This window comes from Janibacter sp. DB-40 (genome assembly GCF_029510815.1).
Lineage (GTDB): Bacteria > Actinomycetota > Actinomycetes > Actinomycetales > Dermatophilaceae > Janibacter.
The window spans coordinates 504,092-530,045 of the sequence record NZ_CP120360.1 but is presented as its reverse complement, the minus strand read 5'-3'; the positions used below and the strand labels follow the sequence as shown (position 1 = coordinate 530,045).

Here is a 25,954-nt window from a genome sequence, read left to right as displayed (position 1 = left end):
CCTGCAACGACGCGGACGACAGTGGTGGACGGAGACGCGATGAGCACCGAGGCCCGACCCCCCGGCCTGCTGCCACTGCTGCTCGCGCGCGCCCGCGCCGAACGGGTGGAGCCGATCACCCGACGCCTCGTCGCCTCTATCGCCCGGGAGAACGCCGCCTACGACACGAGCCGCGTGGTCCCCGACGACGACCTGTGGCGCTCCTGCTTCGACAACGTCGAGCGCGTGCTCGACATGCTCGTCCTGGCGGTGCTTCCCGATGGCCGCCTCACCTCCGTCGAGGACATGGAGTACCTCTTCGACGCCGCCCGGGCAACCGGTCAACGACGGGCCGAGCAGGGACTGCCCCTCGACGACGTGCTGCGCTCCTTCCGCATCGGCGGACGGCTGATCTGGGAGGACCTCGTCGAGCGCGCCGACCCACCGCTCGACCCGGAGAGTTTCCGGGACCTGGGCGTGTGGCTCTGGGCCAGTGTCGACAAGTCCTCCGCCGAGGTCGCCCGCTCATACCGCCAGACCGAGCACGGCCTCCTGCGCGCCGACGCCCAACGGATGGCGGCGCTGTGGGAAGGCCTGCTCAGTGGCCGGGCCCGGGAGCAGGCCTTCGCCCAGGAAGCCGCCCGGAGCATGGACCTTCCCGCCGATGCCCCACTCCTCCTGCTGCTCCTGCGCGACACCACTCTGGAGGACGCGGCCGAAGCCGTGAGTACCGTCATGCACTCTCACGAACCGAGGACGGCCTGGCAGGCCCGGTCCGGTGGGGACGTCATCGGCCTGCTCGTCCCCCCCGACGGGACGGACCACCGGTCACTGATCGCCGCACTCGGCGAGCTGACCGGGCTGGACGGTGGTGTGTCCGGCCTGTGCCGGGGCCTCGCCGAGGTCGATCGGGCCTTCGAGCAGGCGCGGGTGGCTACCGAGGGGCGCGGCGCGGAAGCAGGCATCCTCTCCTACGACCAACGCCTCGTGCCCGCCCTGCTCCTGAACTCCCCACAGATCGCCCGGCAGCTCGTGGACCACTGGCTCGGCCCCCTTCTCGCCCTACCCGGGGCCGAAGGAGCCGAGTTGCTCGACACCCTCGACGCCTGGGCGAACGCCGGTGGATCCACCAGTCGCGCAGCCGCCCAACTGCCCTGCCACCGCAACACCGTGCTCAACCGACTGGCGCGGATCTCCGCCCTCACCGGCCACCACCTCGCGGATGATCCGCCGCCGACGGGTCTGGCTCTGGCGCTGCAAGCCCGCGCGCTCGGTCTCGGCTGAGCCCTCCCCGCGGGAGCAGGCTCCGCCGGTTGTGCGAAATGCACAGAGTCGCCGTGCTGAACGTGGGCGGCGTCGCGTCGCGGCAGCATCTCCCGTGGGGTCTACTGGCAGGGCACCCACGCCACCGCCGTCGACCCGGGAGCCGAAGATGACTGAAGTCCACCCCACGAGCCCAAGTGAGCCACCCGCTCCCGGGCCGAGCCGTCGTTCCTTCATGGGGTACGTCATCGCCGGCGCGACGCTCGCGACGGCCGCCGACATGGCGCTGGGCAGCGAGTCCGCCGAGGCGGTCGTCCCCACACCACCGCAGGCGCCCGAGGTCATGGACCTCAACGACCTGCTGACCCTGGCGGCCCAGCCCACCGCGAACCTCATCACCGTCAGGATCGGCGAGGACGGCCGGGCCTCCTTCGCGCTGCCGCGGGCCGAGGTCGGCCAGGGCATCGTGACCTCCACCGCGATGATGATCGCCGAGGAGCTGGACCTGCCGGTCGACCGGATCGACGTCACCCTGGCCAAGGCGCGCCCCGAGCTGGCGTTCAACCAGCTGACCGGCGGCTCCAACACGACGATCTCCACCTACACCCCGATCCGGGTCGCCGCGGCCCTGGCCAGGCAGCGCCTGCTGGAGGCCGCCGCGATCGTCCTCGGCGACACCGTCGACGCGCTGACGGCCAAGGACGGCCTCATCACCGACAGCACCGGCCGGAGTATCGGCTACGGCGAGCTGTCGGCCAGGGCCGCTGCCGGCGAGACGGTCACCGCCGAGGTCACGCTGAAGGACCGCGCCGACCACACGGTCATCGGCACCCCGCAGCGCCGCACCGATGCCCGCGCCGCGGTGACCGGCACCAAGGTCTTCGCGATGGACCTCGAGGTGCCCGACGCCCTTCCGACGATGGTCTGCCGCCCGCCGACGCACAACGGCGCCCCGGTCCGTCTGCTCAACGAGGCAGCCGTCACGGCCATGCCCGGGGTCACGGACGTCGCCATGGTCCCCACGGGGGTCGCGGTCCGGGCGAAGACCTTCGGCCAGTGCATCGACGCCATCATCGAGATGGACGTGGAGTGGGAAGGGGGCGAGCTGGCCGGCGAGGACGACGCCTCGATCCTGGCGAACCTCAGGAAGGCCGAGGTGCCGATGGCGGTGCCGGAGGTGCCGCTGCTCGCCAAGCAGGTGGACGCAGAGTTCACCTTCCGCTTCCGCAGCAACTCCTCGCTCGAGCCCAACTGCGCGATCGCCGACGTGCGGTCCGGCTCGGCGCGGATCTGGGGCTCGATGAAGTCCCCGGTCGTCGCCCAGGAGGAGATCGCCGCCGAGCTGGGTCTGCCCGTCTCCGCGGTGACGGTCGAGGTCACCCAGGGTGGTGGGTCCTTCGGTCGCAAGCTCTTCCACGACGCGGCGCTCGAGGCGTCCCGGATCTCCCGGGCGATGGGCAAGCCGGTGAAGCTGATGTGGCACCGGGCCGACGAGCCGCGCCAGGGCAGGCTGCACCCGATGTGCACCTCCCGGGTGCGGGCGACCCACCTGCTGGGCGAGGTGCTTTCCTTCGAGCAGCGGCACACGAGCGTCAAGACCGACTTCGGTCACGGCCTGGGCGAGATCATCACCGGGCAGGCGGCGAAGCTGCCCGTCGGCGACCTGTCCTTCTCCCAGACGATCTTCGCCCTCACCCAGGAGATCCCGTACAACTTCGGCGCCGTCACCCAGCTGCTCAACGAGACCGACGACCGCTTCAACACCGGCAGCATGCGCAACATTTACTCACCCGACGTTCGCGTGGCGAACGAGCTGGTCGTCGACGAACTGGCCCGCAGGATGCGCAAGGACCCGGTCGCCTTCCGCCGCTCCTTCCTGCGCAACGAGCGGGCCAGGGCCGCGCTGGACCGGGTCGCCGAGGTCGGTGAGTGGGGCCGGGACCTCCCCGAGGGCATCACCCAGGGCGTGGCGATCCACAAGGAGTACAAGGGCGTCACCGCGTGCCTCGTCGAGCTCGACATGCGACCCGAGACGGTCAACCGCGAGATCCGGGCGGCGGTCACGGGTCCGCGGGTGACCAAGGTCGTCTTCGCCGTCGACGCCGGCCTGGTCATCAACCCGACCGGGCTGGACGCGCAGATGCTCGGTGGCGTCATGGACGGCATCGCGCTCGCCCTCACTTCCAGCTGCCACTTCGATGAGGGCCACTTCCTCGAGGCCAGCTGGGACAACTACTTCTACACCCGCCAGTGGAACGCCCCGCCGGAGCTGCGCGTGGAGATCATGCCCTCCGACGAGGGCCAGCCCGGCGGTGCCGGCGAGGCCGGGGTCGCGGCCAGCTTCGCCGCCATCGCCTGCGCGTACGCGCGCGCCACGGGAGCGATGCCCACCGAGTTCCCGATCAACCACGCCGACCCGCTCGCCTTCGAGCCGAAGCCCTTCGTGCCCGCGGTCCCGCAGTCGCCGACCAACGGCCTGAACTTCACCTACTGAGGAGCCCGCAATGTCCAGTCACACCTTCGTCCTCAACGGCGAGAAGGTCACGGTCGACGTCGAGCCGGGCGTGCGCCTGCTCTGGGTCCTGCGCGATGTCCTCGGCGTCACCGGCCCGAAGTACGGGTGCGGCATCAACGTCTGCAAGGCGTGCACGTCGCACGTCAATGGCAAGGCCTTCAACCCCTGCTCGGTCCCGGTCGACCAGATCTCCGCGGACGACGAGATCACCACCATCGAGGGCCTGGCCGACACCGTCGATGGTGACCTGCACCCGATGCAGGAGGCGTGGATCGAGCACGACGTCGCCCAGTGCGGCTACTGCCAGCCCGGCCAGATCATGGCCGCGGTCGCCCTCGTGCGCAAGGTCCGTCGGGAGGGCCGCGCGATCAGCGAGGCCGACCTCGACGGCATCCGCAACATCTGCCGCTGCGGCACGTACACCCGCATCCGGGAGGCCATCCGCACGGGCGAGCAGCAGATGTGACGGTTTACCGCCCGACCCCCGCAAGAGCCTAAGCAGTTGCGAAGGGTGGGCCGACCCCCGCAAGAGCCTAAGCAGTTGCGAAGGGTGGGCCGGCCCCCCGCAAGAGCCCAAGCAGCTGCGAAGGGAGGGTCAGCGCAGCCCCTGCGGCCCACGGGCCATCGCCTCGAGGCGCTCGATCCGCTGGTCCATCGGCGGGTGGGTGGAGAAGAACTTCGAGACGTCCGCGGCCTTGAACGGGTTCGCGATCATCATGTGGCTGGTGTTCTGCAGCTGCGGGGTGGGCTGCAGCGGCGCCCTGGCCACCCCGTGCTGGAGCTTGTTCAGCGCCGAGGCCAGCGCGAGCGGGTCACCGGTCAGCGCGGCGCCGTCCTCGTCGGCGTCGTACTCGCGGGTGCGGCTGATCGCCATCTGGATGACCATCGCGGCCACCGGGGCGAGCAGCGCCACGGCGATGGCGGCGATCGGGTTGCGGTCGCGACCACCGAACCACAGGCCGATCGAGGCGACCGAGGAGATGACACCGGCGATGGCGCCCGCGACCGAGCTGGTGAGGATGTCGCGGTTGTAGACGTGCATCAGCTCGTGGCCGAGGACGCCGCGCAGCTCGCGCTCGTCGAGCAGCTCGAGGATGCCCTCGGTGCAGCACACGGCGGCGTGCTCGGGGTTGCGGCCGGTGGCGAAGGCGTTGGGCGCCCGTGTCGGCGAGACGTACAGGCGCGGCATCGGCTGGTTCGCCTTCTGGCTCAGCTCCTGAACGATCCGGTACATCGCGGGGAACTGCATCGGGTCGGCCGGCTGGGCGCGCATCGCCTTGATCGCCAGCTTGTCGGAGTTCCAGTACGAGTACGCGGTCATCCCCACGCCGACCAGGCCGAACAGCCACATGTACATGCTGCCGCCGAGGGCATAGCCCACGAGCAGCAGCAGCGTGAAGATCCCGCCGAAGAGGGCTGCTGTCTTCAGCCCGTTGAAGTGGTTGTGCATGTCAGTCCCAACGTCGAAGGATGGTCATCTCGTTCCCGCCCCCAGCAGCAGCACCGGCAGGACCGTGGCAGTCAGCAGCACGAGGCCGGCGACGACGGCGACGCTCGTGCCGGTCCGAGTCACGGCCTCCGGCTCGCGCGGGACGCGATCGGGCAGCAGCACCAGCGCCAGCCAGCGCAGGTAGACGGCGAAGCCGAGGGCCGCAGCGAGGACGGCCGGCAGGGCGATCCACCACAGTCCGGCATCGGCGAGGGGGCGCAGCGCGACGAACTTCGCGAGCAGGCCGGCGACCCCGGGCGGCAGGCCGGCGAGGGTGAGCAGTCCCAACCCGAGGAGGGCGGCGTGGACGGGACGGCGCCGCAGCAGCCCACGGTCGTCCGCGAGCGTGCGGCCGCCGTCGGGCGAGAGATCGGCGACGACGGCGAGGACCGTGGTGACCGCGACGACGTAGACGGACAGGTAGCCGATGGCCGCGGCGGTGTCGCCTGCGGCAAGGGGGGCGACCACCCAGCCGCCCTGGGTGACCGCGGACCAGGCGATGAGGCGAAGGGGGTCGCTCGCCCGCAGCGCGAGGACGGCACCGACCAGCATGGAGGCCACGGCCAGCACCCCGATGACCGGGACGAGGTCGGGCAGGACGCCGGCCGCGCCCTCCATGACGGCGATCAGCGCGCCGACGGCCGCGATCGCCGAGACGCTCGCGAGGAGCATCGTCACGACCGCACCGGCGCGCGGGTAGGTGGCCGGCGTCCACGCGTGGAAGGGCACGAGGGAGAGCTTGAAGGCGACGGCCGCGAGCAGCAGCACCAGCGCGAGGGTCAGCACGGCACGGGTCCCGTCCTCCTGCCACGCCGACCATGCCGCCCCTCCCCCGAGGCGGATGCTGCCGGTGGCGGTGGCCCACAGGCCGGCCCCGAGGACGGCGATGCCGAAGGAGCTGATCGAGGTCATGATCAGCTGCATCGCTCCGCTGTCCCGGGCACCGCCTCGCAGTACGGCCAGCGCGACCACCGGGAGCGTGGCCAGCTCCAGGCCGACGAGCCACGTGCCGAGGTCGTGGGCGACGGCCACGGTGGTCGCACCGGTGACGGTCGCCAGCACCAGCGCGGTCTCGACCCCAACGTCCGCTCGTCGCGCCTCAGTTGGTGGTTGAGGCGTGAGGCCGCCCCGCGGCCGAGCCTCGAAACCACCCAGCAGCGCGAGCACGGCCAGGCCGGCGGCCGCGGCCAGCGCCTGCAGGAGCGCGCCGGACTGGCCGACCTGGAGCAGGCAGTGGCCGACCTCGCTCCCCTCGGGGGCAGCCAGCTGCAGGGCGGGGTCGCCGGGCAGGCAGACCGTGCTCAGCTCCCCCGCGGTCATGGATCGCAGGCGAAGGGAGATCGCCGCACCGAGCCCGAGGAGCAGCGCGAGCGCCCCGACGACCAGGGCCGGGGTGCGTCGGTGCGGCCAGAGGGCGTCCAGGGCGAGGACGAGTACGGCGCCGATCGCCGGGGCGAGGACGGGGCCGGCGACCAGGACGTCGATCTGCGGGGCCGCGGCGCTCGGCATCATCGGGTCACCACCGCGGTCAGGGCGGGCTCGGTGACGACGAGCACGAGCACCGGCGCGACACCGAGGACGAGGACGGCGAGGGCGAGGACGAGACCGGGGACCGTCTCGGCCCGGCCGAGCTCGCCGCTACGGCCCACTCCGGCGATCTCCGACGCGGCGACGGGCATCGTCCGGGTGTCCGCGGTCCCGACCGCGTCAGTGTCGGCTTCCGTGTCGGGGTCCGGCGCGGGCCCGGCGTCGGGACCCGTCTCGGGCGGCGCGTCGAGGTACCCCTCGCCGAGCCAGACGAGGCGGGCCACCCGCAGGGCGTAGGCGGCGGCCAGCACCGCACCGGCCGCGGCCACCGCGGCACAGGCGGCGAACAGGGCGGTGGACCTCCCTTCGCCCGGGTCGAGGGCCGCGATGATCGCGGGGAACTCACCCCAGAAGCCGGCGAGACCCGGCAGGCCGAGGCCCGCGGCCAGACCGGTGAGCAGCAGCAGCCCGGTGACGGGTGCGTGGTCGCGCAGGGCCGGTCGCGGGATGTCCAGGTCGTCACCGCCCCAGCGGTGCTTCAGGCCGCCGACGACGAGGAAGAGCAGCGCGGAGATCAGGCCGTGGGCGAGGTTGCCGTACAGCGCGGCGGTCACGCCGGTCGCCGTCCCGGTCGCCAGGGCGAGCGCGACGAAGCCCATGTGCGCGATGGAGGACCAGGCGATGAGGCGCTTCAGCTCGCGCTCGACGAGGCAGACGAGCCCGCCCCAGATGATGCCGATGACACCGCAGACCGCGAGGGCGGGCGCGAGACGCGCGAAGCCGTCGGGCACGGTGGCCAGCGGCAGCCGGACCAGCCCGTAGGTGCCCATCTTCAGCAGCACGGCCGCGAGCAGCATCGAGCCCGCGGTCGGTGCGGTGGTGTGGGCCAGCGGCAGCCACGAGTGCAGTGGCCACACCGGGACCTTGACCGCCAGGCCGAGCGTGAGCAGCACGGCGATGACCAGCTGGGTCCCTGCGTCGAGCCCGTCGCCCCGGGCGGCGCCGAGGGCGGCGAGGTCGGCGGTGCCGGCCCGGGCGATGAGCAGCAGCACCCCCAGGAGCATGAGCGTGGAGCCCGTCCCGGTGTAGATGACGAAGCGCGCGCCCGCCTCCCGCCTGGCCTGCGGGTCACGATCGTCGCCGAACCGGGTGATGAGCACCCACATCGGGACGAGCACGAGCTCGAAGGCGATGACGAAGAGGAGGGCGTCCCTGGCGGCGAAGGTGGCCACGGCCCCGCCGAGGGTGAGCAGGAGGCAGCCGACGAAGGTCGCCCCGCTGCCCCCGCGGGGACGCTCGGCGAGCAGGGTCGTGCAGGCGGCCGCGGTGACCAGCGCCGCCAGGACGGCGAGCGGGCCGCTGATCCCGTCCAACCCGAGGTGCAGCCGCAGGTCGAGCGCCGGGAGCCACGCGATGTCGACGACGGCGTCGGTGGTCCAGGCGGCGGCGACGAGCACGAGCGTCACCAGGGAGGCGCCGATGCCGGTGCGGGCTGCGGTGCGCCCGGACATCTCGGTCCCCCCGCCGAGCAGGACGACTCCGGCGAGCAGCGGCAGCGCGCAGGCGAGGCCGATCACGAGGTCCCCCGCAGGGCGAGCACGCCGACGCCGGCGACGAGGAGGACGCCGACCCCCAGCAGGGCGAGGCCCGACGTGGGGCGGGAGCGGGCATGGGCTCGCGTGCCGGCCTCGCCCACGCCGAGCGCGGCCGAGGCAGCAGCGCGCACGTAGCTGTCGATGACCTCCCGGTCGAGGAAGGCGACGAATCGCGCGAGGGCGAGGACGGGGCGGACGACGAGCAGCTGCTGCAACCGCCGGACGTGCAGCCCCTGCCCCACGAGTGCACCGGGACGCCCGTCGACGAGTCGGCGCTGCAGACCGGTGACGTCGAGCAGGTAGCCGACCGCGATCCCGAGGAGCACGAGCGCGAGGATGCCGATGAAGAGCAGGAGGGGGACCTCCCCCGCCCGCGGCAGGCGCACGCCGAGGGCGATCCCGCCGAGGATGCTGGCGACACCGAGGACGATGAGGATGCCGGCGACGGCACCGGGCATGACCGCTCGGGCGCGGACGGCACGTGGCCCGACCCTGCCCACGCCTCGGACGGCCACGAGCAGCGCCCGGGTGGCGTACGCGGCGGTGACCACGGCGGTCACGAGCAGGCTGGTCAGGACGAGGCCGGCCACCGGGCCGCGGGAGTCGGCCTCCTGCGCGACTGCCGCGATGACGTGCTCCTTGGTGACGCCGCCGAGCACGAGCGGCACCCCTGCCAGGGAGAGGAGGCCGGCGCCCCACGCGAAGAGCGCGACGGAGTGCGTGCGGGCGCTGCCGAGGAGCGAGTCCCACCGGGTCGAGCCGCCGGTCACGGCGAGCCAGCCGATGGTCAGGAAGAGCAGTGCCTTGAAGATCGCGTGCCCGTAGAGGTGACCGAGGGCGCTGCCGACGGCGGGTCCGGTCCCCGCGGCGGCGAGCGGAGCCAGCATCACCCCGACCTGGCTGATCGTCGACCAGGCGAGCAGGCGCTTCAGGTCCGGCTCGACGAGGGCGAGGAGCGCGGCGAGGAGCATCGTCACCGCGACGGAGACGCCCAGGACCGCGCGCGCCGCGTCGGCCTGCGCGAGCACCGGGAAGAGCTGCCCCAGCACGACCGTGCCGGCGGCGACCATCGTCGCGGCGTGGATCAGGGCGGAGGCGGGCGTCGGGCCCTCCATCGCGTCGAGCAACCAGTCGTGGAAGGGCAGCTGCGCCGACTTGCCCAGGACCCCGATGACGACGAGGACCAGGGCGGTCGAGCGCAGCGCCGGGTCCCCGGCCGAGGTCCAGTGCTCGACGACCTCGGCCCGCCCGGTGCTGCCGGCTCCGGCGATGAGCACCGCCGTGCCGAGGAGGAGCCCGATGTCGGCGAGGCGGGTGACCATGAAGGCGGTGTGCGCCGCGCGGCGGGGCGCCGGCCGCCGCGACCAGTGGCCGATGAGCAGGTAGGAGCACCAGCCCATGACCTCCCAGCCGACGACCGTCAGGACGAGGTCGGAGGAGAGAACGACGAGGGTCATCGCCCCGGCGAAGAGCGCGATGGTGGCGTGGAAAACCCCCCGGCGGTCGTCGTCGGCGAGGAACCACGCCGAGTACGTCTGCACGGCCGCGACGACGAGGGAGACCGTCAGGACGAGGAAGGCGCTGGTGCTCGACAGGCCCAGGGCGAGGGGCAGGTCGACCCCGCCGATCACCAGGTCACCACCGGTGGCACGGCGGTCGGCGAAGGGGTCCCCGGCCGCCCCCGCACCGGCGCCGGCGAGCGCGACGACCGAGACGACGAGGGAGGCGACGGCCCCGAGGATCGCGAGCATGCCGGCGAGGACCGCGTGCCGCGCCAGCCCGAGGACGAGCGCGGCCGTGCCCGCGGGGAGGAGGACGAGGATCGTCGCGGTCGTCGTACCCGTCACACCGCGTCCTCGGCCAGGTCGATGGTGCCGCGACGCCGGTAGGCCGCGACGATGACGGCCAGGGCGATGACCACCTCGGCGGCGGCGATGGTGATGACGAAGAGCGTGAGCACCTGGCCCGACCAGGCCTCGTCACGTCCGAGCGCCCCGGCGGTGACGAGCAGCAGGCTGCCCCCGGCGATGAGCAGCTCGGTCCCGACGAGGACGAGGACGGCGTTGCGCCGGGCGAGGACCCCGTAGAGCCCCAGGCCCACGAGGACGCTGGCCAGCAGGTACGGACCGGCGGCGTGGATCATCGCGGCTCCTCCCCCTTCGCCCCGGTCAGGCCGGACACCGCGAAGGCTCCGACGAGAGCGGCCAGGAGCAGCAGCGAGAGCAGCTCGAAGGGCCACACCCAGGTGGAGAAGATCTGCCGCCCGAGCTCGGCGGTGCCCCCGGGCCGGACCTCCACGCGGGCGGCCGTCGGCAGCAGGACCGCGGCGACGAGCCCACCGGTCCCCGCGCCGACGAGGGCCGCGAGCGCCCGGTGCCCGCGTGAGGTGGAGTGCTCCGCCCGCGGGCCGATCGGCGCCCGGGTGAGCATGAGCGCGACGATCACGAGGACGACCACGGCCCCGACGTAGACGAGGACCTGGATGAGGGCGACGAGCTCCGCGCCGAGCACGAGGTAGCAGCCGGCGAGGCCGAGGAGAGCGACGACGAGCCACAGGGCGGAGTGGACGACCTGGCGTGTCGTGACCGCGATCGCACCTGCGGCGGCGGTGATGAGGCCGGTGGCGGCGAAGGCGAGATCCAGACCCGTCATCGGCGGCCTCTGCGCGTCGGTTTGTTGGCCGCCGTCACCTCCGGGGGGTCAGCGGCGGCGGGGTCGAGCTCGGGCGGGGCCGGGACCTCCTCGGCCCACTGCCCGAGCCGGTCCTTCTCGTGGAGCATGTCGCGGATGTCGGTCTCGGCGTACTCGAACTGCGGACTCCAGAAGAGGGCGTCGAAGGGGCACACCTCGACGCAGATGCCGCAGTACATGCACAGCGAGAAGTCGATGGCGAAGCGGTCGAGGACGTTGCGCTGGCGGGTGCGTCCCCCCTCCTTCGGTGGCGGGACCTCTTCCTTGTGCGAGTCGATGTAGATGCACCAGTCCGGGCACTCGCGGGCGCAGAGCATGCAGGAGGTGCAGTTGCTCTCGATGAGTGCGATGACGCCGCGGGAGCGCGCCGGCAGCTCGGGCGCGACGTCCGGGTACTCCGCGGTGTGCGGTGGACTGACCAGCTGTTTCGCGGTCGCTGCCATCCCCGAGACCAGTCCCGGGACGAAGCCGGTGCCGCCCTCCCGTCGGTCGGGACCCGTCGCCCGACCGCGGGTCGGCTCGGGCGTGCTGTCAGCGTGCTCGTGCCGGGTCATCCGACGATCACCACCCCTACGGCTGTCAGTGCGAGCTGGGCGAGGGCCAGCGGGACGAGGACCGTCCACGCCAGGCGCTGGAGCTGGTCCTCGCGCAGCCGCGGCCACGAGACCCGCATCCAGATGATGAGGAGGACGACGAGGGACCCCTTGGCCAGGGTCCACAGCCACCCGAGCTGCTCGGCCCAGGGGCCCTGCCACCCGCCGAGCCAGAGGATGCCGAAGAGCAGCCCCATGACGACCATGCCGGCGTACTCGGCGAGCATGAAGAAGGCGAAGCGCAGCCCGGTGTACTCCGTCAGCGGCCCCATGACGACCTCGCTGTCGGCGATCGGGGCGTCGAAGGGGGGTCGCTGCAGCTCCGCGGTCGCGGCCACGAGGAAGACCACCGCGCCGGGCAGCTGCCAGAGCAGCCACCACGGTGACCACGCCGCGATGACGCCGACGAGTGACAGGGTCCCGGCGGCCATGGCGATCGAGGCGACGGACAGCACGAGCGGCAGCTCGTAGGCGAGCAGCTGCGCGGCGGCGCGCATCCCGCCGATGAGGGCGTACTTGTTCGCGCTGGCCCACCCGGCCACGAGGGCGCCGAGGACACCGACCCCGACGACGGCGAGGACGAGCAGCAGGCTCGCCGGGACCTCCGCCGCGGCGACGCCGGGGTGGATCGGCAGCAGGGCCATGGCCACGACGTAGGGGACGAGCGCGATCGCCGGGGCGAGGCGGAAGATGCGCTGGTCGGCGGCCGCGGGGGTGATGTCCTCCTTCTGGACGAACTTCACCCCGTCGGCGAGGAGCTGTGCCCAGCCGTGGAAGCCGCCGGCGTACATCGGGCCGAGCCGGCCCTGCATGTGGGCCATGACCTTGTGCTCGGTCTGCCCGGCGACCAGGGGCAGGACGAGCACGGCCGCGAGCGCGGCGAGGGAGCGCAGGGTGATCTCGAGCAGGCTCACGGCTCCTCCCCCTTCGCGGGTCGGGGACCCCACTCCGGGCCGGGGACGCCGGGGGCGGACACGCGGCGACGGCTCGGGGACTTCTTCGTCGTGCTCGAGTGGCCCTCACCGGGCTCCTTGCCGCCGGGCCACGGCTTGGTCGCCCGGGCGGCGAGGACGAAGGACTTGCGCAGCGGCGTGCCCTCGAAACCGTCGGGCAGCAGCAGCGGGCGCATGCCCAGCCCGGTGCCGTCGTCGAAGCCGGTGAACTCCTGGCCGAACATCTCGTGCGTCTCGCGCTCGTGCCACGCCGCCCCGGCGAAGACGCCGGTCAGGCTGGGCAGCGGCACGCCGAGCGGCACACGGGTGCGCAGCAGCAGCGTGCGCAGGTCCCGCTCCGGGCCCGGGTGCGGGTCGAGCAGGTGGCAGACGACGTCGAGGCCGGGGTCCTCCTCGCGGTCGCTCTCATCGACCGCGGACAGCCAGTCGAAGAAGGTGTACCCGCGCTCCCGCGCGGCGCGCACCTCCCCGAGCCACTCCCCGGGGGCGGCGGTGAGCCTCTCCTGGGGCACGTCACTCCCCCTTCGCCGGGCGTCGCAGGAGGCCGCGCCGCACGGAGCCGGCGCTGACGGTGCGGCCGCTGTCGCGGCGTGCCCGGCCCGGCGACTCTGCAGCGATCGCGTCCTGGAGGGTGATGATCCCGTGGAGCAGCGCCTCGGGGCGGGGCGGGCAGCCGGGCACGTAGACGTCGACGGGGATGAGCTGGTCGACCCCCTTGGTCACCGAGTACGAGTCCCAGTACGGGCCGCCGGAGTTGGAGCAGGCCCCGAAGGAGATGACGTACTTCGGCTCGGGCATCTGGTCGTAGAGACGGCGGATCGACGGCGCCATCTTGTCGGTGACGGTGCCGGAGACGACCATGAGGTCGGCCTGCCGCGGTCCGGGCGCGAAGGGGATGACGCCCAACCGGATGAAGTCGTGCCGGGCCATCGAGGCGGCGATGAACTCGATCGCGCAGCAGGCCAGCCCGAAGTTGAAGACCCACAGGCTGTACCGCCGACCCCAGTTGAGGACGATCCTCATCGGCTTGGGCGCGTGCGCGGCCACGGGGCCCACGCGCGGCATCGGCAGATCGGTCGTCATGGCGTCACGTCCATCGCAGGAGCCCACGACGGAGCGCGTGGACGAGGCCGAGGAGGACGACACCGATGAAGATCGCGACCTCGACGAGGCTCGCGGGTCCCAGGTCGGTGCGCAGCACGAGCGCCCAGGGGAAGAGGTAGACGACGTCCACCGCGAAGATCACGTAGAGGAACGCGTAGCCGAGGTAGCGCACCCGCGTCTGCGCCCAGTGCTCCCCCACGGGGTCGACCCCGGACTCGTAGGTCGCCAGCTTGGTCCGGCTGGGGGCCGACGGCGCGAGCAGTCGACGGGCGGCGTACCCCGCGGCGACGAGGAGCACGCCGACGGCGAGCACCCCTGCGACGACGAGGTATCCATCCATCCCGCCAGCCTACTGTCGGCCGCCGTCTCGATCGGGGAGGCCGTAGGCCGTGCACGTGACGCCGATCACGTCTACCCTCTGGGGGCACGGTCGTGCAACGAGGCTCGACCGCGACCTTTGGAGGACACGTGCGTTCACGTACAGCAGCCGTCACCGCGGCCGCAGCCACCGCAGCCCTGGCGATGACGACCCTCGCCGCCGGGCCCGCCCAGGCGAAGAACCCGAACAACTCGAAGAAGATGACCGAAGCGGTCACCCTCGACAACGTCCATGACCACCTCGAGGAGTTCCAGGCCATCGCCGACGCCAACGACGGCAACCGCGGCGCCGGCACCTCCGGCTACGAGGCCAGCGCCCAGTACGTCGAGACGACCCTGCAGGACGCCGGCTACGAGACCGAGCGCCAGGACTTCACCTTCGTCTACGAGGAGGTGCACGCCACGAGCCTGAGCGAGATCTCCCCCGACGCCCGCGACGTCGACCACGTCCCGATGTCCTACAGCCAGCCCACCCCCGAGGGTGGCGTCACCGGCGAGCTCATCGCCCCCGCGAGCGCGACCGGCTGCGACGCCGCCGCCTGGGACGGCGTCGACCTCAGCGGCGACCGCGACATCGCCCTCGTCAGCCGCGGCGACTGCTCCTTCGCCGCCAAGGCCGTCGCCGCCGGCGAGTCCGGCGCCGAGGCCGTGATCATCTACAACAACGAGGAGGGCCCCCTCAACGGCACCCTGGGTGGCGTCGAGCCGACGAGCGCCCCGGCGACCGGCATCACCATGGCCGAGGGCCAGGCGCTGCTGGAGAAGATGGCGGCCGGCCCCGTGACCATGAACTTCGTCCTCGACAAGACGATGGAGGAGCGCGAGACCTTCAACGTCCTCGCCGAGACCGACACCGGCCGTGACGACAACGTCGTCATGCTCGGCGCCCACCTCGACAGCACCAACGAGGGCCCGGGCATCAACGACAACGGGTCCGGGACCGCCGGCATCCTCGAGACGGCCGTCCAGCTGGGCGAGGTCAACAAACTCAACAACAAGGTCCGCTTCGCCTTCTGGGGCGCCGAGGAGCTGGGGCTGATCGGCTCCGACCACTACGTCGCCGACCTGGCGGAGAACGACCCGGCCGCCCTGGACGACATCGCGACCTACCTGAACTTCGACATGATCGCCTCGCCGAACCACATCATCGGCGTCTACGACGCGGACGAGTCCACCTACGAGGCGCCGGTCGAGGTGCCCCAGGGGTCCGCGGCGACCGAGGAGGTCTTCACCGACTACTTCGACGCGGCCAACCAGCCGTGGGTGGACACCGAGTTCTCCGGTCGCAGCGACTACTCGGCCTTCATCAACGCCGGCGTCCCGGCCTCGGGCCTCTTCACCGGCGCTGACGGCACCAAGACCGAGGAGGAGGTCGAGATGTTCGGCGGCACCGCCGGCATCACCTACGACCCGAACTACCACACCGCCGAGGACGACATCGACAACATCAACATGGAGGCGCTGGACACGATGAGCGACGCGATCGCGCACTCCGCGATCACGCTCGGCCAGTCCACGAAGGAGATCAACGGCAAGACCAGCCGCGGCAAGTCCGGCAAGCCCGGACCGACCGTCCCGGTCGCGCCGGAGGGCAGCGACGCGGCCTGACCCGCTCCACCCCATGGCGAAGGGGGCGCTCCCGTTGCGGGAGCGCCCCTTCGTCATCCCCTCCCACGACGGTCGAGGTGCGAGGCCGCCCGCGGCCGAGCCTCGAGACCACCCGGGGAATACCCCACCCCTTACGGGCGTCCTCCTCATGGACTCCCCCGCCGGACAGGGCAGAGTCGTCGGTGAGACCACCAGGAGGCCCGCATGACCACCCCACCGCAGAACCCGCAGGACCCGAACCAGTCCGGGCAGAACCCGAGCCAGGGTCCCCCGCCGCCCCCGCCCGGGGCGACGCCGCAGGGTCCGCCGCCCCCGACCGGCACGACGCCGCAGGGCCAGACGCCCCCGGGCCAGACGCCCCCGGGGCAGGCGCCGCAGGGCCCACCCCCGCAGGCCCAGGGCGGCCAGGAGCCGTACGGCAACCCGCAGCGCCAGTTCCCCCCGCAGAGCGGGGTCTGGAACACCTCGACACCGCTGAAGCCGTCCGAGGAGCGCAGCCTCGGGATGCTCGCCCACCTCGTCCCCGCGATCCTGCTGCCGCTGAGCGCCGGCCTGCTCGGCTTCGTCGGCTCGCTCGTGATCTACCTGATCTACAAGGACCGCGGTCCCTTCGTGCGCCAGCACGCGGTCAACAGCCTCAACGTGCAGATCATCACCGCGATCCTGCTGATCCTGTCGTCGGTGCTGATGTTCGTGCTGATCGGTTTCCTCTTCTACCCGATCGTGATCGTCGTGGCGACCGTCATCCACGTCATCGGCGCGGTCAAGGCCAACAACGGCGAGTGGTGGATGCCGCCGCTGACGCCGCAGTTCGTCCGGTGACCCAGAGGGCGAAGGGGGTCGTCGTCGCCGGCCACGGGGTCGCCTCCGGCCGGGCGGGCGACTCCCCCTTCCCCTCGGGCACGATCGCCCTGCAGGCGCCGCACTTCGCGGCCCGGGGACTGGACCTGACCCCCTTCGTCCTGGCGACGATCAACCTCGACCTCGCCCCGCACCGGCTGCGGCCGCGCACGCCGCGGTGGACCTTCCGTGACGTGGAGTGGACCGACGTGCACGGCCCGGAGACCTTCTCCTTCGTCGAGTGCACGGTCCGGCGCGGCGATGAGGCCCACGACGGGCTCGTCTACCTCCCCCACCCGGAGACGAAGCCGATGCACCACCAGCCGTCGACGGTGGTCGAGCTGCTGCTCCCGCGCTTGCCGGAGCTCGCCGCGGGCGAGACACTCGAGGTGGCGATCCCCGACGGCCAGGGCCTGCTCGAGTGAGCCAGAGCCACGGCGCCTCCGGCCGGGCGATCGGGAGGTCACGACGCTCCATAACTCGGTGTTATGCGTCTCATAACGTGATCGACTAGGTTCTGGGTTTTTTTACGGCCTACCATGGAAGAACGCTCGGGATCCCGGGCGTGCATCGACTTTTCGCAAGGGGCACGACCACCCACCATGAGCAGCAGCACGCCGACCCAGACCAAGGACCGCGTCATCATCCGCTTCGCCGGCGACTCCGGTGACGGCATGCAGCTGACCGGTGACCGGTTCACCGCTGACAGCGCGGCCCTGGGCAACGACCTGTCCACGCTGCCGAACTTCCCGGCCGAGATCCGCGCCCCCCAGGGCACGATGGCCGGCGTGAGCTCCTTCCAGCTGCACTTCGCCAGCTGGGACATCCTCACCCCCGGCGACGCCCCCGACGTCCTCGTCGCGATGAACCCGGCCGCGCTCAAGGCCAATCTCGAGGACGTCCCGCGCGGGGCGACGATCATCGTCAACACCGACGAGTTCACCACCCGCAACCTGAAGAAGGTCGGCTGGGCGAGCAGCCCCGTCGACGACGACAGCCTCGACTCCTGGCACGTGCACCCGCTGCCGCTGACCTCGATCACCGTCGAGGCCCTCGCCGAGTTCGACTCCCTGACCCGCAAGGAGAAGGAGCGGGCGAAGAACATGTTCGCCCTCGGCCTGCTGTCGTGGATGTACTCGCGGCCCACGGACTCGACCGAGGAGTTCCTCGCCTCGAAGTTCGGCGCCAAGCCCGACATCCTCGCCGCCAACCTCGCCGCGCTGCGCGCGGGCTGGAACTACGGCGAGACGACCGAGGACTTCGCCGTGCCCTTCACGGTCGAGGCCGCTCCCACCCCGCCGGGCACCTACCGCAACATCACGGGCAACACCGCCCTGGCGCTGGGGCTGGTCACCGGAGCGCACCAGGCCGGCCGCCCCCTCGTGCTCGGGTCCTACCCGATCACCCCGGCCAGCGACGTGCTGCACGCCCTCTCCGGCTACAAGCGCCACGACGTGACGACCATCCAGGCCGAGGACGAGATCGCCGCCATCGGGATGGCGCTCGGTGCCTCCTTCGGCGGGTCGATCGGTGTGACGACGACCTCCGGCCCCGGCGTGGCGCTGAAGTCGGAGACGATCGGCCTGGCGGTCAGCCTCGAGCTGCCGCTCGTCATCGTCGACGTCCAGCGCGGCGGCCCGAGCACCGGGCTGCCGACCAAGACCGAGCAGTCCGACCTGCTGCAGGCGATGTTCGGGCGCAACGGCGAGTCACCGGTGCCGATCGTCGCCCCGCAGACCTCCGCCGACTGCTTCTCCGCCGCGGTGGAGGCGGTACGGATCGCCACGACGTACCGCACACCGGTCTTCCTGCTCTCCGACGGCTACCTGGCCAACGGCTCCGAGCCGTGGCAGGTGCCCGCCGTCGCGGACCTGCCGCAGTTCCCGGTCCGGCTGGCCACCGAGACCAACGGCGAGGACGCCAAGGGCAACCCCGTCTTCCACCCCTACGTCCGCGACGAGGAGACCCTCGCCCGGGCGTGGGCCGTGCCCGGCACCGCCGGCCTCGAGCACCGCGTCGGCGGCATCGAGAAGGACGCCACGACCGGCAACATCTCCTACGACCCGGACAACCACGACCTCATGGTGCGCACCCGCCAGGCAAAGGTCGACAAGGTCGCCGACTCCATCGGTGACCTGGCGGTCGACGACCCGAGCGGCGACGCCAAGGTCCTCGTCCTCGGCTGGGGCTCGACCTACGGCCCCAACCTCGCGGCCGTGCGCCGCCTGCGCGCCCGCGGCGAGTCCGTCGCCCACGCGCACCTGCGCCACCTCAACCCCTTCCCGGCCAACACCGGCGAGGTCCTGCGCCGCTACGAGCGCGTCATCGTGCCGGAGATGAACCTCGGCCAGCTGGCGATGCTCCTGCGCGCGGAGTACCTCGTCGACGTCCGTTCTCACACCTCGGTGCGCGGCCTGCCCTTCAAGGTCGCCGACCTCGCCGAGGTCATCGATGCAGCCCTCCAGGAGGTCTGAGCATGACCATGGATCTCGGTATCCCGACCGTCGCCTCCGGCACCGCCGGGGTTCCTGCCATCGCCGAGGGCGAGAAGCAGACCCGCAAGGACTTCGCGTCCGACCAGGAGGTGCGCTGGTGCCCCGGCTGCGGTGACTACGCGGTCCTCGCGGCCGTCCAGGGGTTCCTGCCCGAGCTCGGGCTGCGCAGGGAGAACATCACCTTCATCTCCGGCATCGGCTGCTCCTCGCGATTCCCGTACTACCTCGACACCTACGGCATGCACTCGATCCACGGGCGCGCCCCGGCGATCGCGACCGGTCTGGCGACCAGCCGGGAGGACCTGTCGGTGTGGGTCGTCACCGGTGACGGCGACGCGCTCTCGATCGGCGGCAACCACCTCATCCACGCGATGCGCCGCAACGTGAACATGACGATCCTGCTCTTCAACAACCGGATCTACGGCCTGACCAAGGGGCAGTACAGCCCGACCTCGCAGCCCGGCCTGGTGACCAAGTCCTCGCCGATGGGCAGCGTCGACGCCCCCTTCAACCCGGTCTCCCTCGCCCTGGGCGCCGAGGCGACCTTCGTCGCGCGCACCATGGACTCCGACCGCAAGCACCTCACCGAGGTGCTCAAGCAGGCCGCGGCCCACCGCGGGACGTCACTGGTGGAGATCTACCAGAACTGCCCGATCTTCAACGACGGCGCGTTCGAGCTGATCAAGGACGTCGAGCAGAAGAAGGCGCGGCTGGTCCACCTCGTCGACGGCGAGCCGGTCACCATCGGCGACGAGGGCGAGCGCGAGGTCCTCGTGCGCGGCGAGGGCGGCTCGGTCACCTTCCGCCCCGAGGGCGAGGTCTCCGCCCACGGGCTGGCCGACCAGGTCGTCGTCCACGACGTGACCCTCTCCGACCCGAGCCAGGCGTTCTCGATCAGCCGGCTGGACTCCGAGTCGATGACCCACGTGCCGATGGGCATCTTCCGCGCCGTCGACCGCCCGACCTACGACGACCAGACCCGCGCGCAGGTCGACTCCGCCGTCGACCTCGCCGGCGGTCCCGCGGATGACGCCGACCTGCAGGAGCTGCTCATGGGCAACGACACCTGGACGGTCGAGTAGTCGCAACTGCCTAGGCTCCTGCAGGCCCCTTCGCAACTGCTTAGGCTCCTGTAGTCCCCCCTTCGCAACTGCCTAGGCTCCTGCAGGCCCCTTCGCAACTGCTTAGGCTCCTGTAGTCCCCCCTTCGCAACTGCTTAGGCTCCTGCGGGTCCCCTTCGCAACTGCTTAGGCTCCTGCGAGGGGAGGGAGGGCGGTCAGTCGCCGAGGACGCGGGTGAGGTAGTCGTTCGACAGGACGCGGTCCGGGTCGAGCCGGTCGCGCACCGCGCGGAAGTCGGCCATGCGCGGGTACAGCCCGGCGAGCTCCTCGGCACCGAGGCGGTGCATCTTCCCCCAGTGCGGCCGGCCGGCGTGCGCGGCGACGACGTCCTCGAAGGCCGCGAAGTACGCCCGGTGATCGCCCCGGTGGTACTGGTGCACGGCGATGTAGGCATTCGCGCGCTCGTACCCCGTCGACAGCCAGATGTCGTCCGGGGCAGCGACCCGCACCTCGACGGGGAAGGAGACCGGCTCCCTCCGCCGCTCCACCCAGGCCGCGAGCTCGGTCAGCACGTCCGCGACGGCCTCCCTGGGCACGGCGTACTCGGACTCGACGAAGCGCACCGCGCGCGGCGTGCAGAAGACCTCGTGCGAGGGGCCGGTGTAGGAGCGCCCGGTGAGCGCCCGCGCCGCGATCGCGTTGAAGGGCAGGACCGCTCGCGGTGCCCTGACCAGCAACCGGTTCGCGGCGCCGAAGACGGTGTTGGCCAGGAACTCGTCGTCGAGACGGCGACGCCAGGGCGCGAGCGGCTCGTCCACGTCGTCCCCGACGAGGTCATTGGCCTTGGTCTGCACGCGCCGCGTGCCGGGGAACCAGTAGAGCTCGAAGTGCCGGTGGGCGTCGAAGTGCTCCTGGATCCGGGGCAGCACGGCGTCGAGGGAGTCGGGACGCTCGACGGCGCGCAGCCGGTAGGCGGGTACGCAGGCCAGCTCGATCTCGGTGATGACGCCGAGCGCACCGAGCCCCAGGCGGGCGGCACCGAAGAGCTCCGGCTCGCTCGCGTCGACCCACCGGCTCTCCCCGTCCGGGGTGACCAGCCGCAGCCCGGTGACGGCGCCGGTCAGGCCGGGCAGGGTCGCGCCGGTGCCGTGGGTGCCGGTGGACAGCGCGCCCGAGATGGTCTGGGCATCGATGTCGCCGAGGTTGGGCATGGCCAGGCCGAGCAGGTCCAGGGCCCGGTTGAGGTCGCGAAGGGGGGTCCCCGCCAGGACGCGGACGCGGCCGGTCCCCCGCTCGGCCGAGACCACCCCGACGAGGTGCTCGAGGCTCAGCTGCAGGTCGGTCGGTTGCGCGATGGCGGTGAAGGAGTGACCGCTGCCGACGGGCCGGACCCGGCGCCCCCGCTCCGCGGTGTCGCGCACCATCCCCGCGAGGTCCCCGGCCGTGCGGGGGCGCAGCACCTCGGGCGACGCCGCCACGGTCCCCGCCCAGTTCGTCCACGTCGTGCTCATCCGAAGTTCTTTCCCTCGCCGCGGTAGGTCGGCACGACGTCGACGACCTCGTCGCCGTGCACCACGAGGTACTCGTCGAACCGCTCGGCGAGCTCACCCGCCTTGGCGTGCCGGAACCACACGCGGTCACCGATGAGGAGGTCGCGGGCGGCCTTGCCGCGCAAGGGTGTCTGCACCTCGCCGGCGCCCTCGGAGCCGATGAGCTCGAGCCCCTCGGGGTGGTGCACGGACGGCACTCGACTCCTCCCCGCCGCGCCGGAGGCGATGTACCCACCGGAGAAGACGGTGACGATGCTCCTCGCGGGTCGGCGGACGACGGGAAGCGCGAAGGCGACGGCCGGCTGCGGGCTGAACGCGACATAACCGTCGAAGAGCGTCGGCCCGATCAGACCGGAGCCGGCGGCGAGCTCGGTGAGGGCGGGGTCCGCACCGGTCACCTCTAGCGAGCCGGTCCCACCGCCGTTGACGATGCGAAGGGGGCCGACCACACCCTCGACGGCCCTGCGCACCGCTCCGCGGCGTCGTCGCAGGGAGGCATCGCTGCGGGCCTTGACCAGGCGCACCGCCGCCGAGCTGTCCGGCAGGCCCGCGATCTGGGCGTCGTAGAACATCAGCCCGTCGACGACCAGCCCGGCACGGTGTGCGGCCGCGGCGACGGCGGCCGCACGCCGCGGTGAGCGGGTCGGACTGCGGCGCACGCCCAGGTGCGCCGGGCCGACCCGCAGGGAGGCGTCGACGTCGATGACGACGCGCACGGGGGCCCCGGCGGGCAGCCAGCGGCGGAGGGCATCGACGTGCTCGACGGAGTCCACCGTGATCGCGATCTCCCTGAGCGCCCGCTCGTCCCGGGCGAGCGCGGTGAGCGCGCCACGATCGGTCGTCGGGTAGGCCACGAAGAGGTCCGTCAGCCCGGTCCCGGCGAGCCACAGCGCCTCCGGCAGCGAGTAGGACATGACTCCGGCGAAGCCCTCGTGCGCCAGCGCCCGATCCAGCAGGTGGCGCACCCGGATCGACTTGCTCGCCACCCGGATCGGCCGGCCGGCGGCGCGGCGGGCGAGGTCGGCCGCGTTGGCGTCGAAGGCGGCCAGATCGACGAGGGCGAAGGGGGCGGCCCGCCCACGCGTCGCGCGCTCCCAGGCAGTGGCACGGTTCATGTCCGTCATATTACTCACGGGTCACCTGACTCCCCCCGAACCGCACGGTGCCACCACCACGGACCTCTCGCGTTCGACGAAGCGTCACCTGCCGGTCACCTCGATGCCGCCCGGTGTGGGCCTCGCTTTCCTACATTGCCAGCGTTCACCGTTCCCTCGCCCGGGCGACCGGGCTCTGTCAGGAGATGTCATGACGCCACCCCGCACCGTACGTACGACGCTGCCCCTGCTGACCACCCACCGCGATGGCAGCCGCCAGGCGGCGACGTGCCACTGGAAGTGCGGCAACGCGTGCAGCCAGCCGGTCCCCAACACCTCCACCAACGAGTACTTCGGTGACGTCGTCGGCGCCTCGCGGCGCTCCGTGCTCAAGACCGGCGGAGCCGCAGCCGCTCTCGTCGGGGTGTCCGGCGCCGTGTCCGCGGGCACGGCCCCACCGGCTGCCGCCGCCGGCGCGAGGAAGGCACCCTTCGGCTTCCAGCCGATCACGCCCGTCCCCGCGGGCACCGACGAGGTCGTCGTCCCCGACGGGTTCCAGTGGGCACCGATCATCGCCTGGGGTGACCCGGTCCTCGCCGGCGCCCCGGCATTCGACTTCGAGAACCAGACCGCTGCTGCCCAGGCGGGGCAGATGGGCTACAACAACGACTACGTGGGCGTCCTGCGCAACGGCAGCACCAACGCGGCGGTGCTCGTGACGAACAACGAGTACACGAACAACAACCTGATGTTCCACGGCTACAGCAGTCCGGACGCCATGACGGACGAGCAGGTGAAGATCACCCTCATGGCCCACGGCATGACGGTCGTCGAGCTGACCCGCCGCGACCCGAACAGCAGGTGGAGCTACACCAAGGGCGCCCCGCTGAACCGACGGATCACGGCCGAGACCCCCTTCGCCATCACCGGCGCGGCCCGCGGTCACGAGCTGATGCGCACGAGTGCCGACCCGAAGGGCGAGATCGCCCTGGGCACCATCGGCAACTGCGCCGGCGGCACCACGCCGTGGGGGACGGTCCTCTCGGGCGAGGAGAACTTCAACTCCTACTTCACCCAGCCCGATGGCGCGGCGGGCGACCTCATCGGCCGGGGCGCGGAGCGCTACGGCCTCGCCGGCGGCAGCTCCGCCCAGCACGACTGGGACCGCTTCGACCGCCGCTGGGACCTCACCCGGGAACCGAACGAGGCCCACCGGTTCGGCTGGATCGTCGAGGTCAACCCCTTCGACCCGACGTCCACGCCGCGCAAGCTGACGGCCCTCGGACGCCTCAAGCACGAGGGCGCCAACGTCACGATCAATGCCGACGGGAAGTGCGTCGCGTACATGGGGGACGACGAGCGCTTCGACTACATGTACAAGTTCGTATCGAAGGGCACCTACGTCGAGGGCGACCTCGAGAACAACATGCGGCTGCTCGAGGAGGGCGACCTCTACGTCGCGAAGTTCGTCGGCGACGGGACCGCCGACGGGGAGCACGACGGCACGGGACGGTGGCTGCCACTCGTCGTCGACGGCGAGTCGAAGGTCGAGGGCATGTCCGTCGCGGAGGTCCTGATCTTCACCCGACTGGCCGCCGACGCGGTCGGCCCGACGAAGATGGACCGTCCCGAGGACGTCGAGGTCAACCCGATCAACGGGCGCGTCTACGCCGCGCTGACGAACAACTCCCGACGCGCTCCCGGCGAGGTGGACGAGGTCAACCCCCGCGCCGAGAACAAGCACGGCCAGGTCCTCGAGCTCACCGCGCCCGGTGGCGACCACACGGCGTCCGACTTCGCCTGGAAGCTCGTCCTCGTCTGCGGCGACCCCGCCGACCCGCAGACCTACTTCAACGGCTACGACCCCTCCGAGGTCAGCTCCATCTCCTGCCCGGACAACGTCGCCTTCGACGGTTCCGGCAACCTGTGGGTCGCCACCGACGGGAACAACCTGGGCAACTGCGACGGCATGTACCTCATGCCGCTCGAGGGCGAGCACAAGGGACACCTGCAGCAGTTCCTCTCGGTCCCCGCCTACGCCGAGTGCGCCGGTCCGCTCATCGAGTGGGACGACAAGGTGATCTTCGCGGCGGTCCAGCACCCGGGCGAGGCCGACGGTGCCACCACGACGAATGTCGCCTCCACCTTCCCCTACAAGGGCAACACCCAGCCCCGACCGGCGGTCATCATGGTGTGGCCGCAGGCGAACAAGGGCCGGAAGGGCAAGGGCACGAATGGAACCAGCAGGGCCACCGGCTAGCCTCGGCGTGTGACTCGTGAACGCCACGGGCTCGGCGTCGTGGCCGCCTGGCTCGCCTATGGCATCTGGGGACTCTTCCCGCTGTACTTCCACGCCCTGCGCCCGGCGGGCGCGGACGAGATCCTTGCCCACCGGATCCTGTGGACGCTCGTCCTCTGCGTCTTCATCCTCGTGCTGCGCCGGGAGCTGGTCGACCTGCTGCGCCAGCTGCGCGGCCGGCTCGCGCTCGGTGTCGGGATCGCGGCCTACCTCATCGGCATCAACTGGTTCGTCTACGTCTATGCCGTCAGCACCGGGCGCACGAACGAGGCGGCCCTGGGCTACTTCCTCAACCCGATCGTCACCGTCGCCCTCGGTGTGCTCGTCCTGGGCGAGCGTCTCCGGCGACTGCAGTGGGTCGCCGTCGGGATCGGTGCCGTGGCCGCCCTCTACCTGGCCTTCGCCGGGGGCGGGCTGCCGTGGATCTCCCTGGTGCTCGCCGGATCCTTCGGCGGGTACGGCCTGACCAAGAAGCGACTCGGCGCCACCCTGCCCGCCCTCAGCTCCCTGTCCGCGGAGACGATCTTCCTCGCCCCACCCGCGCTGGGCCTGGTGTGGTGGCTCTCGGCGACCGGCGAGTCGACCTTCACGACCGAGGGGACGTGGCACCTGCTGCTCCTCGTCTCGGCAGGGGTGGTGACGGCCATCCCGCTGCTGCTCTTCGCCGAGGCGGCGCGGCGGATCCCGCTCGTGACGATCGGGCTGATCCAGTTCATCACCCCCGTGCTGCAGCTGATCGTCAGCGTGACGATCCTTCGGGAAGAGCTCAGCGTGGAGCGCTGGATCGGCTTCGCGATCGTCTGGGTCGCACTGTTCTTCCTCAGCGTCGACTCGCTCACCACCGCCCGTCGGCGGCGGCGGCCGTCGGTCGAGGAGGCCGAACCCCTGGAGCCGGTCGAGCCGCTGTGACGGGACGTCGG

23 protein-coding genes are annotated in these 25,954 nt (G+C 71.8%); 10 read left to right on the top strand and 13 right to left on the bottom strand.

Features of this window, described 5'->3' with window-relative positions:
- The first annotated feature begins 39 nt into the window (after positions 1–39).
- From PVE36_RS02560 to PVE36_RS02550, 3 genes are all read left to right on the top strand, one after another.
- Entirely contained in the window at positions 40–1,263 is a 1,224-nt protein-coding gene (locus PVE36_RS02560) for a helix-turn-helix domain-containing protein (protein ID WP_277454379.1), read from the top strand.
- A gap of 214 nt (positions 1,264–1,477) precedes the next feature.
- Positions 1,478–3,736, top strand: coding sequence for a molybdopterin cofactor-binding domain-containing protein (locus PVE36_RS02555; RefSeq protein WP_277454378.1), 2,259 nt, complete (start codon positions 1,478–1,480; stop codon positions 3,734–3,736).
- A 10-nt stretch (positions 3,737–3,746) separates the two neighbouring features.
- Complete coding sequence (locus tag PVE36_RS02550; RefSeq protein ID WP_277239170.1) at positions 3,747–4,223, top strand: (2Fe-2S)-binding protein; 477 nt, start codon at positions 3,747–3,749, stop codon at positions 4,221–4,223.
- 129 nt (positions 4,224–4,352) lie between these two features.
- Here PVE36_RS02550 and htpX read toward each other — a convergent pair whose 3' ends face one another.
- The 11 genes from htpX to PVE36_RS02495 all read right to left on the bottom strand — a co-directional run bounded on the left by htpX (position 4,353) and on the right by PVE36_RS02495 (position 14,049).
- Positions 4,353–5,207: a zinc metalloprotease HtpX gene (gene htpX, locus PVE36_RS02545; protein WP_277454372.1), complete on the bottom strand. Its 855-nt coding sequence runs from the start codon at positions 5,205–5,207 to the stop codon at positions 4,353–4,355.
- Positions 5,208–5,231: 24 nt separating this feature from the next.
- On the bottom strand, positions 5,232–6,758 hold the full coding sequence (locus PVE36_RS02540; protein WP_277454371.1) for a proton-conducting transporter membrane subunit: 1,527 nt from the start codon (positions 6,756–6,758) through the stop codon (positions 5,232–5,234).
- Positions 6,755–8,350, bottom strand: a complete 1,596-nt coding sequence (locus PVE36_RS02535) for an NADH-quinone oxidoreductase subunit M (protein ID WP_277454369.1) — start codon at positions 8,348–8,350, stop codon at positions 6,755–6,757. Before PVE36_RS02535 ends, PVE36_RS02540 begins: the two co-directional genes overlap by 4 nt.
- Positions 8,347–10,215: a proton-conducting transporter membrane subunit gene (locus PVE36_RS02530; protein ID WP_277454367.1), complete on the bottom strand. Its 1,869-nt coding sequence runs from the start codon at positions 10,213–10,215 to the stop codon at positions 8,347–8,349. Before PVE36_RS02530 ends, PVE36_RS02535 begins: the two co-directional genes overlap by 4 nt.
- Positions 10,212–10,511 (bottom strand): NADH-quinone oxidoreductase subunit NuoK, encoded by a 300-nt coding sequence (gene nuoK / locus PVE36_RS02525; RefSeq protein ID WP_277454364.1) that lies wholly within the window; start codon positions 10,509–10,511, stop codon positions 10,212–10,214. Before nuoK ends, PVE36_RS02530 begins: the two co-directional genes overlap by 4 nt.
- Entirely contained in the window at positions 10,508–11,020 is a 513-nt protein-coding gene (locus PVE36_RS02520) for an NADH-quinone oxidoreductase subunit J (protein ID WP_277454363.1), read from the bottom strand. Before PVE36_RS02520 ends, nuoK begins: the two co-directional genes overlap by 4 nt.
- Positions 11,017–11,502 (bottom strand): 4Fe-4S binding protein, encoded by a 486-nt coding sequence (locus tag PVE36_RS02515; protein WP_277455740.1) that lies wholly within the window; start codon positions 11,500–11,502, stop codon positions 11,017–11,019. Before PVE36_RS02515 ends, PVE36_RS02520 begins: the two co-directional genes overlap by 4 nt.
- A gap of 107 nt (positions 11,503–11,609) precedes the next feature.
- Positions 11,610–12,566 carry an NADH-quinone oxidoreductase subunit NuoH gene (gene nuoH / locus PVE36_RS02510; RefSeq protein WP_277454362.1) on the bottom strand — a complete coding sequence of 319 codons (957 nt, stop codon included), beginning with the start codon at positions 12,564–12,566 and terminating at the stop codon, positions 11,610–11,612.
- Positions 12,563–13,117, bottom strand: coding sequence for an NADH-quinone oxidoreductase subunit C (locus PVE36_RS02505; protein WP_277454360.1), 555 nt, complete (start codon positions 13,115–13,117; stop codon positions 12,563–12,565). Before PVE36_RS02505 ends, nuoH begins: the two co-directional genes overlap by 4 nt.
- 1 nt (position 13,118) lies before the next feature.
- On the bottom strand, positions 13,119–13,688 hold the full coding sequence (locus PVE36_RS02500; RefSeq protein ID WP_277454359.1) for an NADH-quinone oxidoreductase subunit B: 570 nt from the start codon (positions 13,686–13,688) through the stop codon (positions 13,119–13,121).
- A 4-nt stretch (positions 13,689–13,692) separates the two neighbouring features.
- Positions 13,693–14,049 (bottom strand): NADH-quinone oxidoreductase subunit A, encoded by a 357-nt coding sequence (locus PVE36_RS02495; RefSeq protein WP_277454358.1) that lies wholly within the window; start codon positions 14,047–14,049, stop codon positions 13,693–13,695.
- 128 nt (positions 14,050–14,177) lie between these two features.
- Between PVE36_RS02495 and PVE36_RS02490 the strand changes: the two genes are divergently transcribed.
- The 5 genes from PVE36_RS02490 (at position 14,178) to PVE36_RS02470 (ending at position 20,112) form a co-directional block, all read left to right on the top strand.
- Positions 14,178–15,695: a M20/M25/M40 family metallo-hydrolase gene (locus PVE36_RS02490; protein WP_277454357.1), complete on the top strand. Its 1,518-nt coding sequence runs from the start codon at positions 14,178–14,180 to the stop codon at positions 15,693–15,695.
- Positions 15,696–15,899: 204 nt separating this feature from the next.
- A complete protein-coding gene (locus PVE36_RS02485; RefSeq protein ID WP_277454356.1) occupies positions 15,900–16,517 on the top strand; it encodes a DUF4870 domain-containing protein in 618 nt (205 codons plus the stop codon).
- A complete protein-coding gene (locus PVE36_RS02480; RefSeq protein ID WP_277454354.1) occupies positions 16,514–16,960 on the top strand; it encodes a hypothetical protein in 447 nt (148 codons plus the stop codon). Before PVE36_RS02485 ends, PVE36_RS02480 begins: the two co-directional genes overlap by 4 nt.
- Positions 16,961–17,137: 177 nt before the next feature.
- Positions 17,138–19,009: a 2-oxoacid:acceptor oxidoreductase subunit alpha gene (locus PVE36_RS02475; protein ID WP_277454353.1), complete on the top strand. Its 1,872-nt coding sequence runs from the start codon at positions 17,138–17,140 to the stop codon at positions 19,007–19,009.
- Between the two features lie 2 nt (positions 19,010–19,011).
- Positions 19,012–20,112: a 2-oxoacid:ferredoxin oxidoreductase subunit beta gene (locus PVE36_RS02470; RefSeq protein ID WP_277454352.1), complete on the top strand. Its 1,101-nt coding sequence runs from the start codon at positions 19,012–19,014 to the stop codon at positions 20,110–20,112.
- A gap of 194 nt (positions 20,113–20,306) precedes the next feature.
- On the opposite strand, the gene PVE36_RS02465 is transcribed toward PVE36_RS02470, so the two are convergent.
- Together PVE36_RS02465 and PVE36_RS02460 are read right to left on the bottom strand one after the other, a co-directional pair.
- On the bottom strand, positions 20,307–21,602 hold the full coding sequence (locus tag PVE36_RS02465; RefSeq protein WP_277454351.1) for a D-arabinono-1,4-lactone oxidase: 1,296 nt from the start codon (positions 21,600–21,602) through the stop codon (positions 20,307–20,309).
- A complete protein-coding gene (locus tag PVE36_RS02460) occupies positions 21,599–22,756 on the bottom strand; it encodes an alanine racemase (protein WP_277454349.1) in 1,158 nt (385 codons plus the stop codon). The genes PVE36_RS02465 and PVE36_RS02460 overlap by 4 nt, the downstream gene beginning before the upstream one ends.
- Before the next feature lie 190 nt (positions 22,757–22,946).
- Here PVE36_RS02460 and PVE36_RS02455 point away from each other — a divergent pair, with 190 nt between their 5' ends.
- Positions 22,947–24,995: a PhoX family phosphatase gene (locus PVE36_RS02455; RefSeq protein ID WP_277454347.1), complete on the top strand. Its 2,049-nt coding sequence runs from the start codon at positions 22,947–22,949 to the stop codon at positions 24,993–24,995.
- Between the two features lie 9 nt (positions 24,996–25,004).
- On the top strand, positions 25,005–25,943 hold the full coding sequence (gene rarD / locus PVE36_RS02450; RefSeq protein ID WP_277454346.1) for an EamA family transporter RarD: 939 nt from the start codon (positions 25,005–25,007) through the stop codon (positions 25,941–25,943).
- Positions 25,944–25,954: the final 11 nt, after the last annotated feature.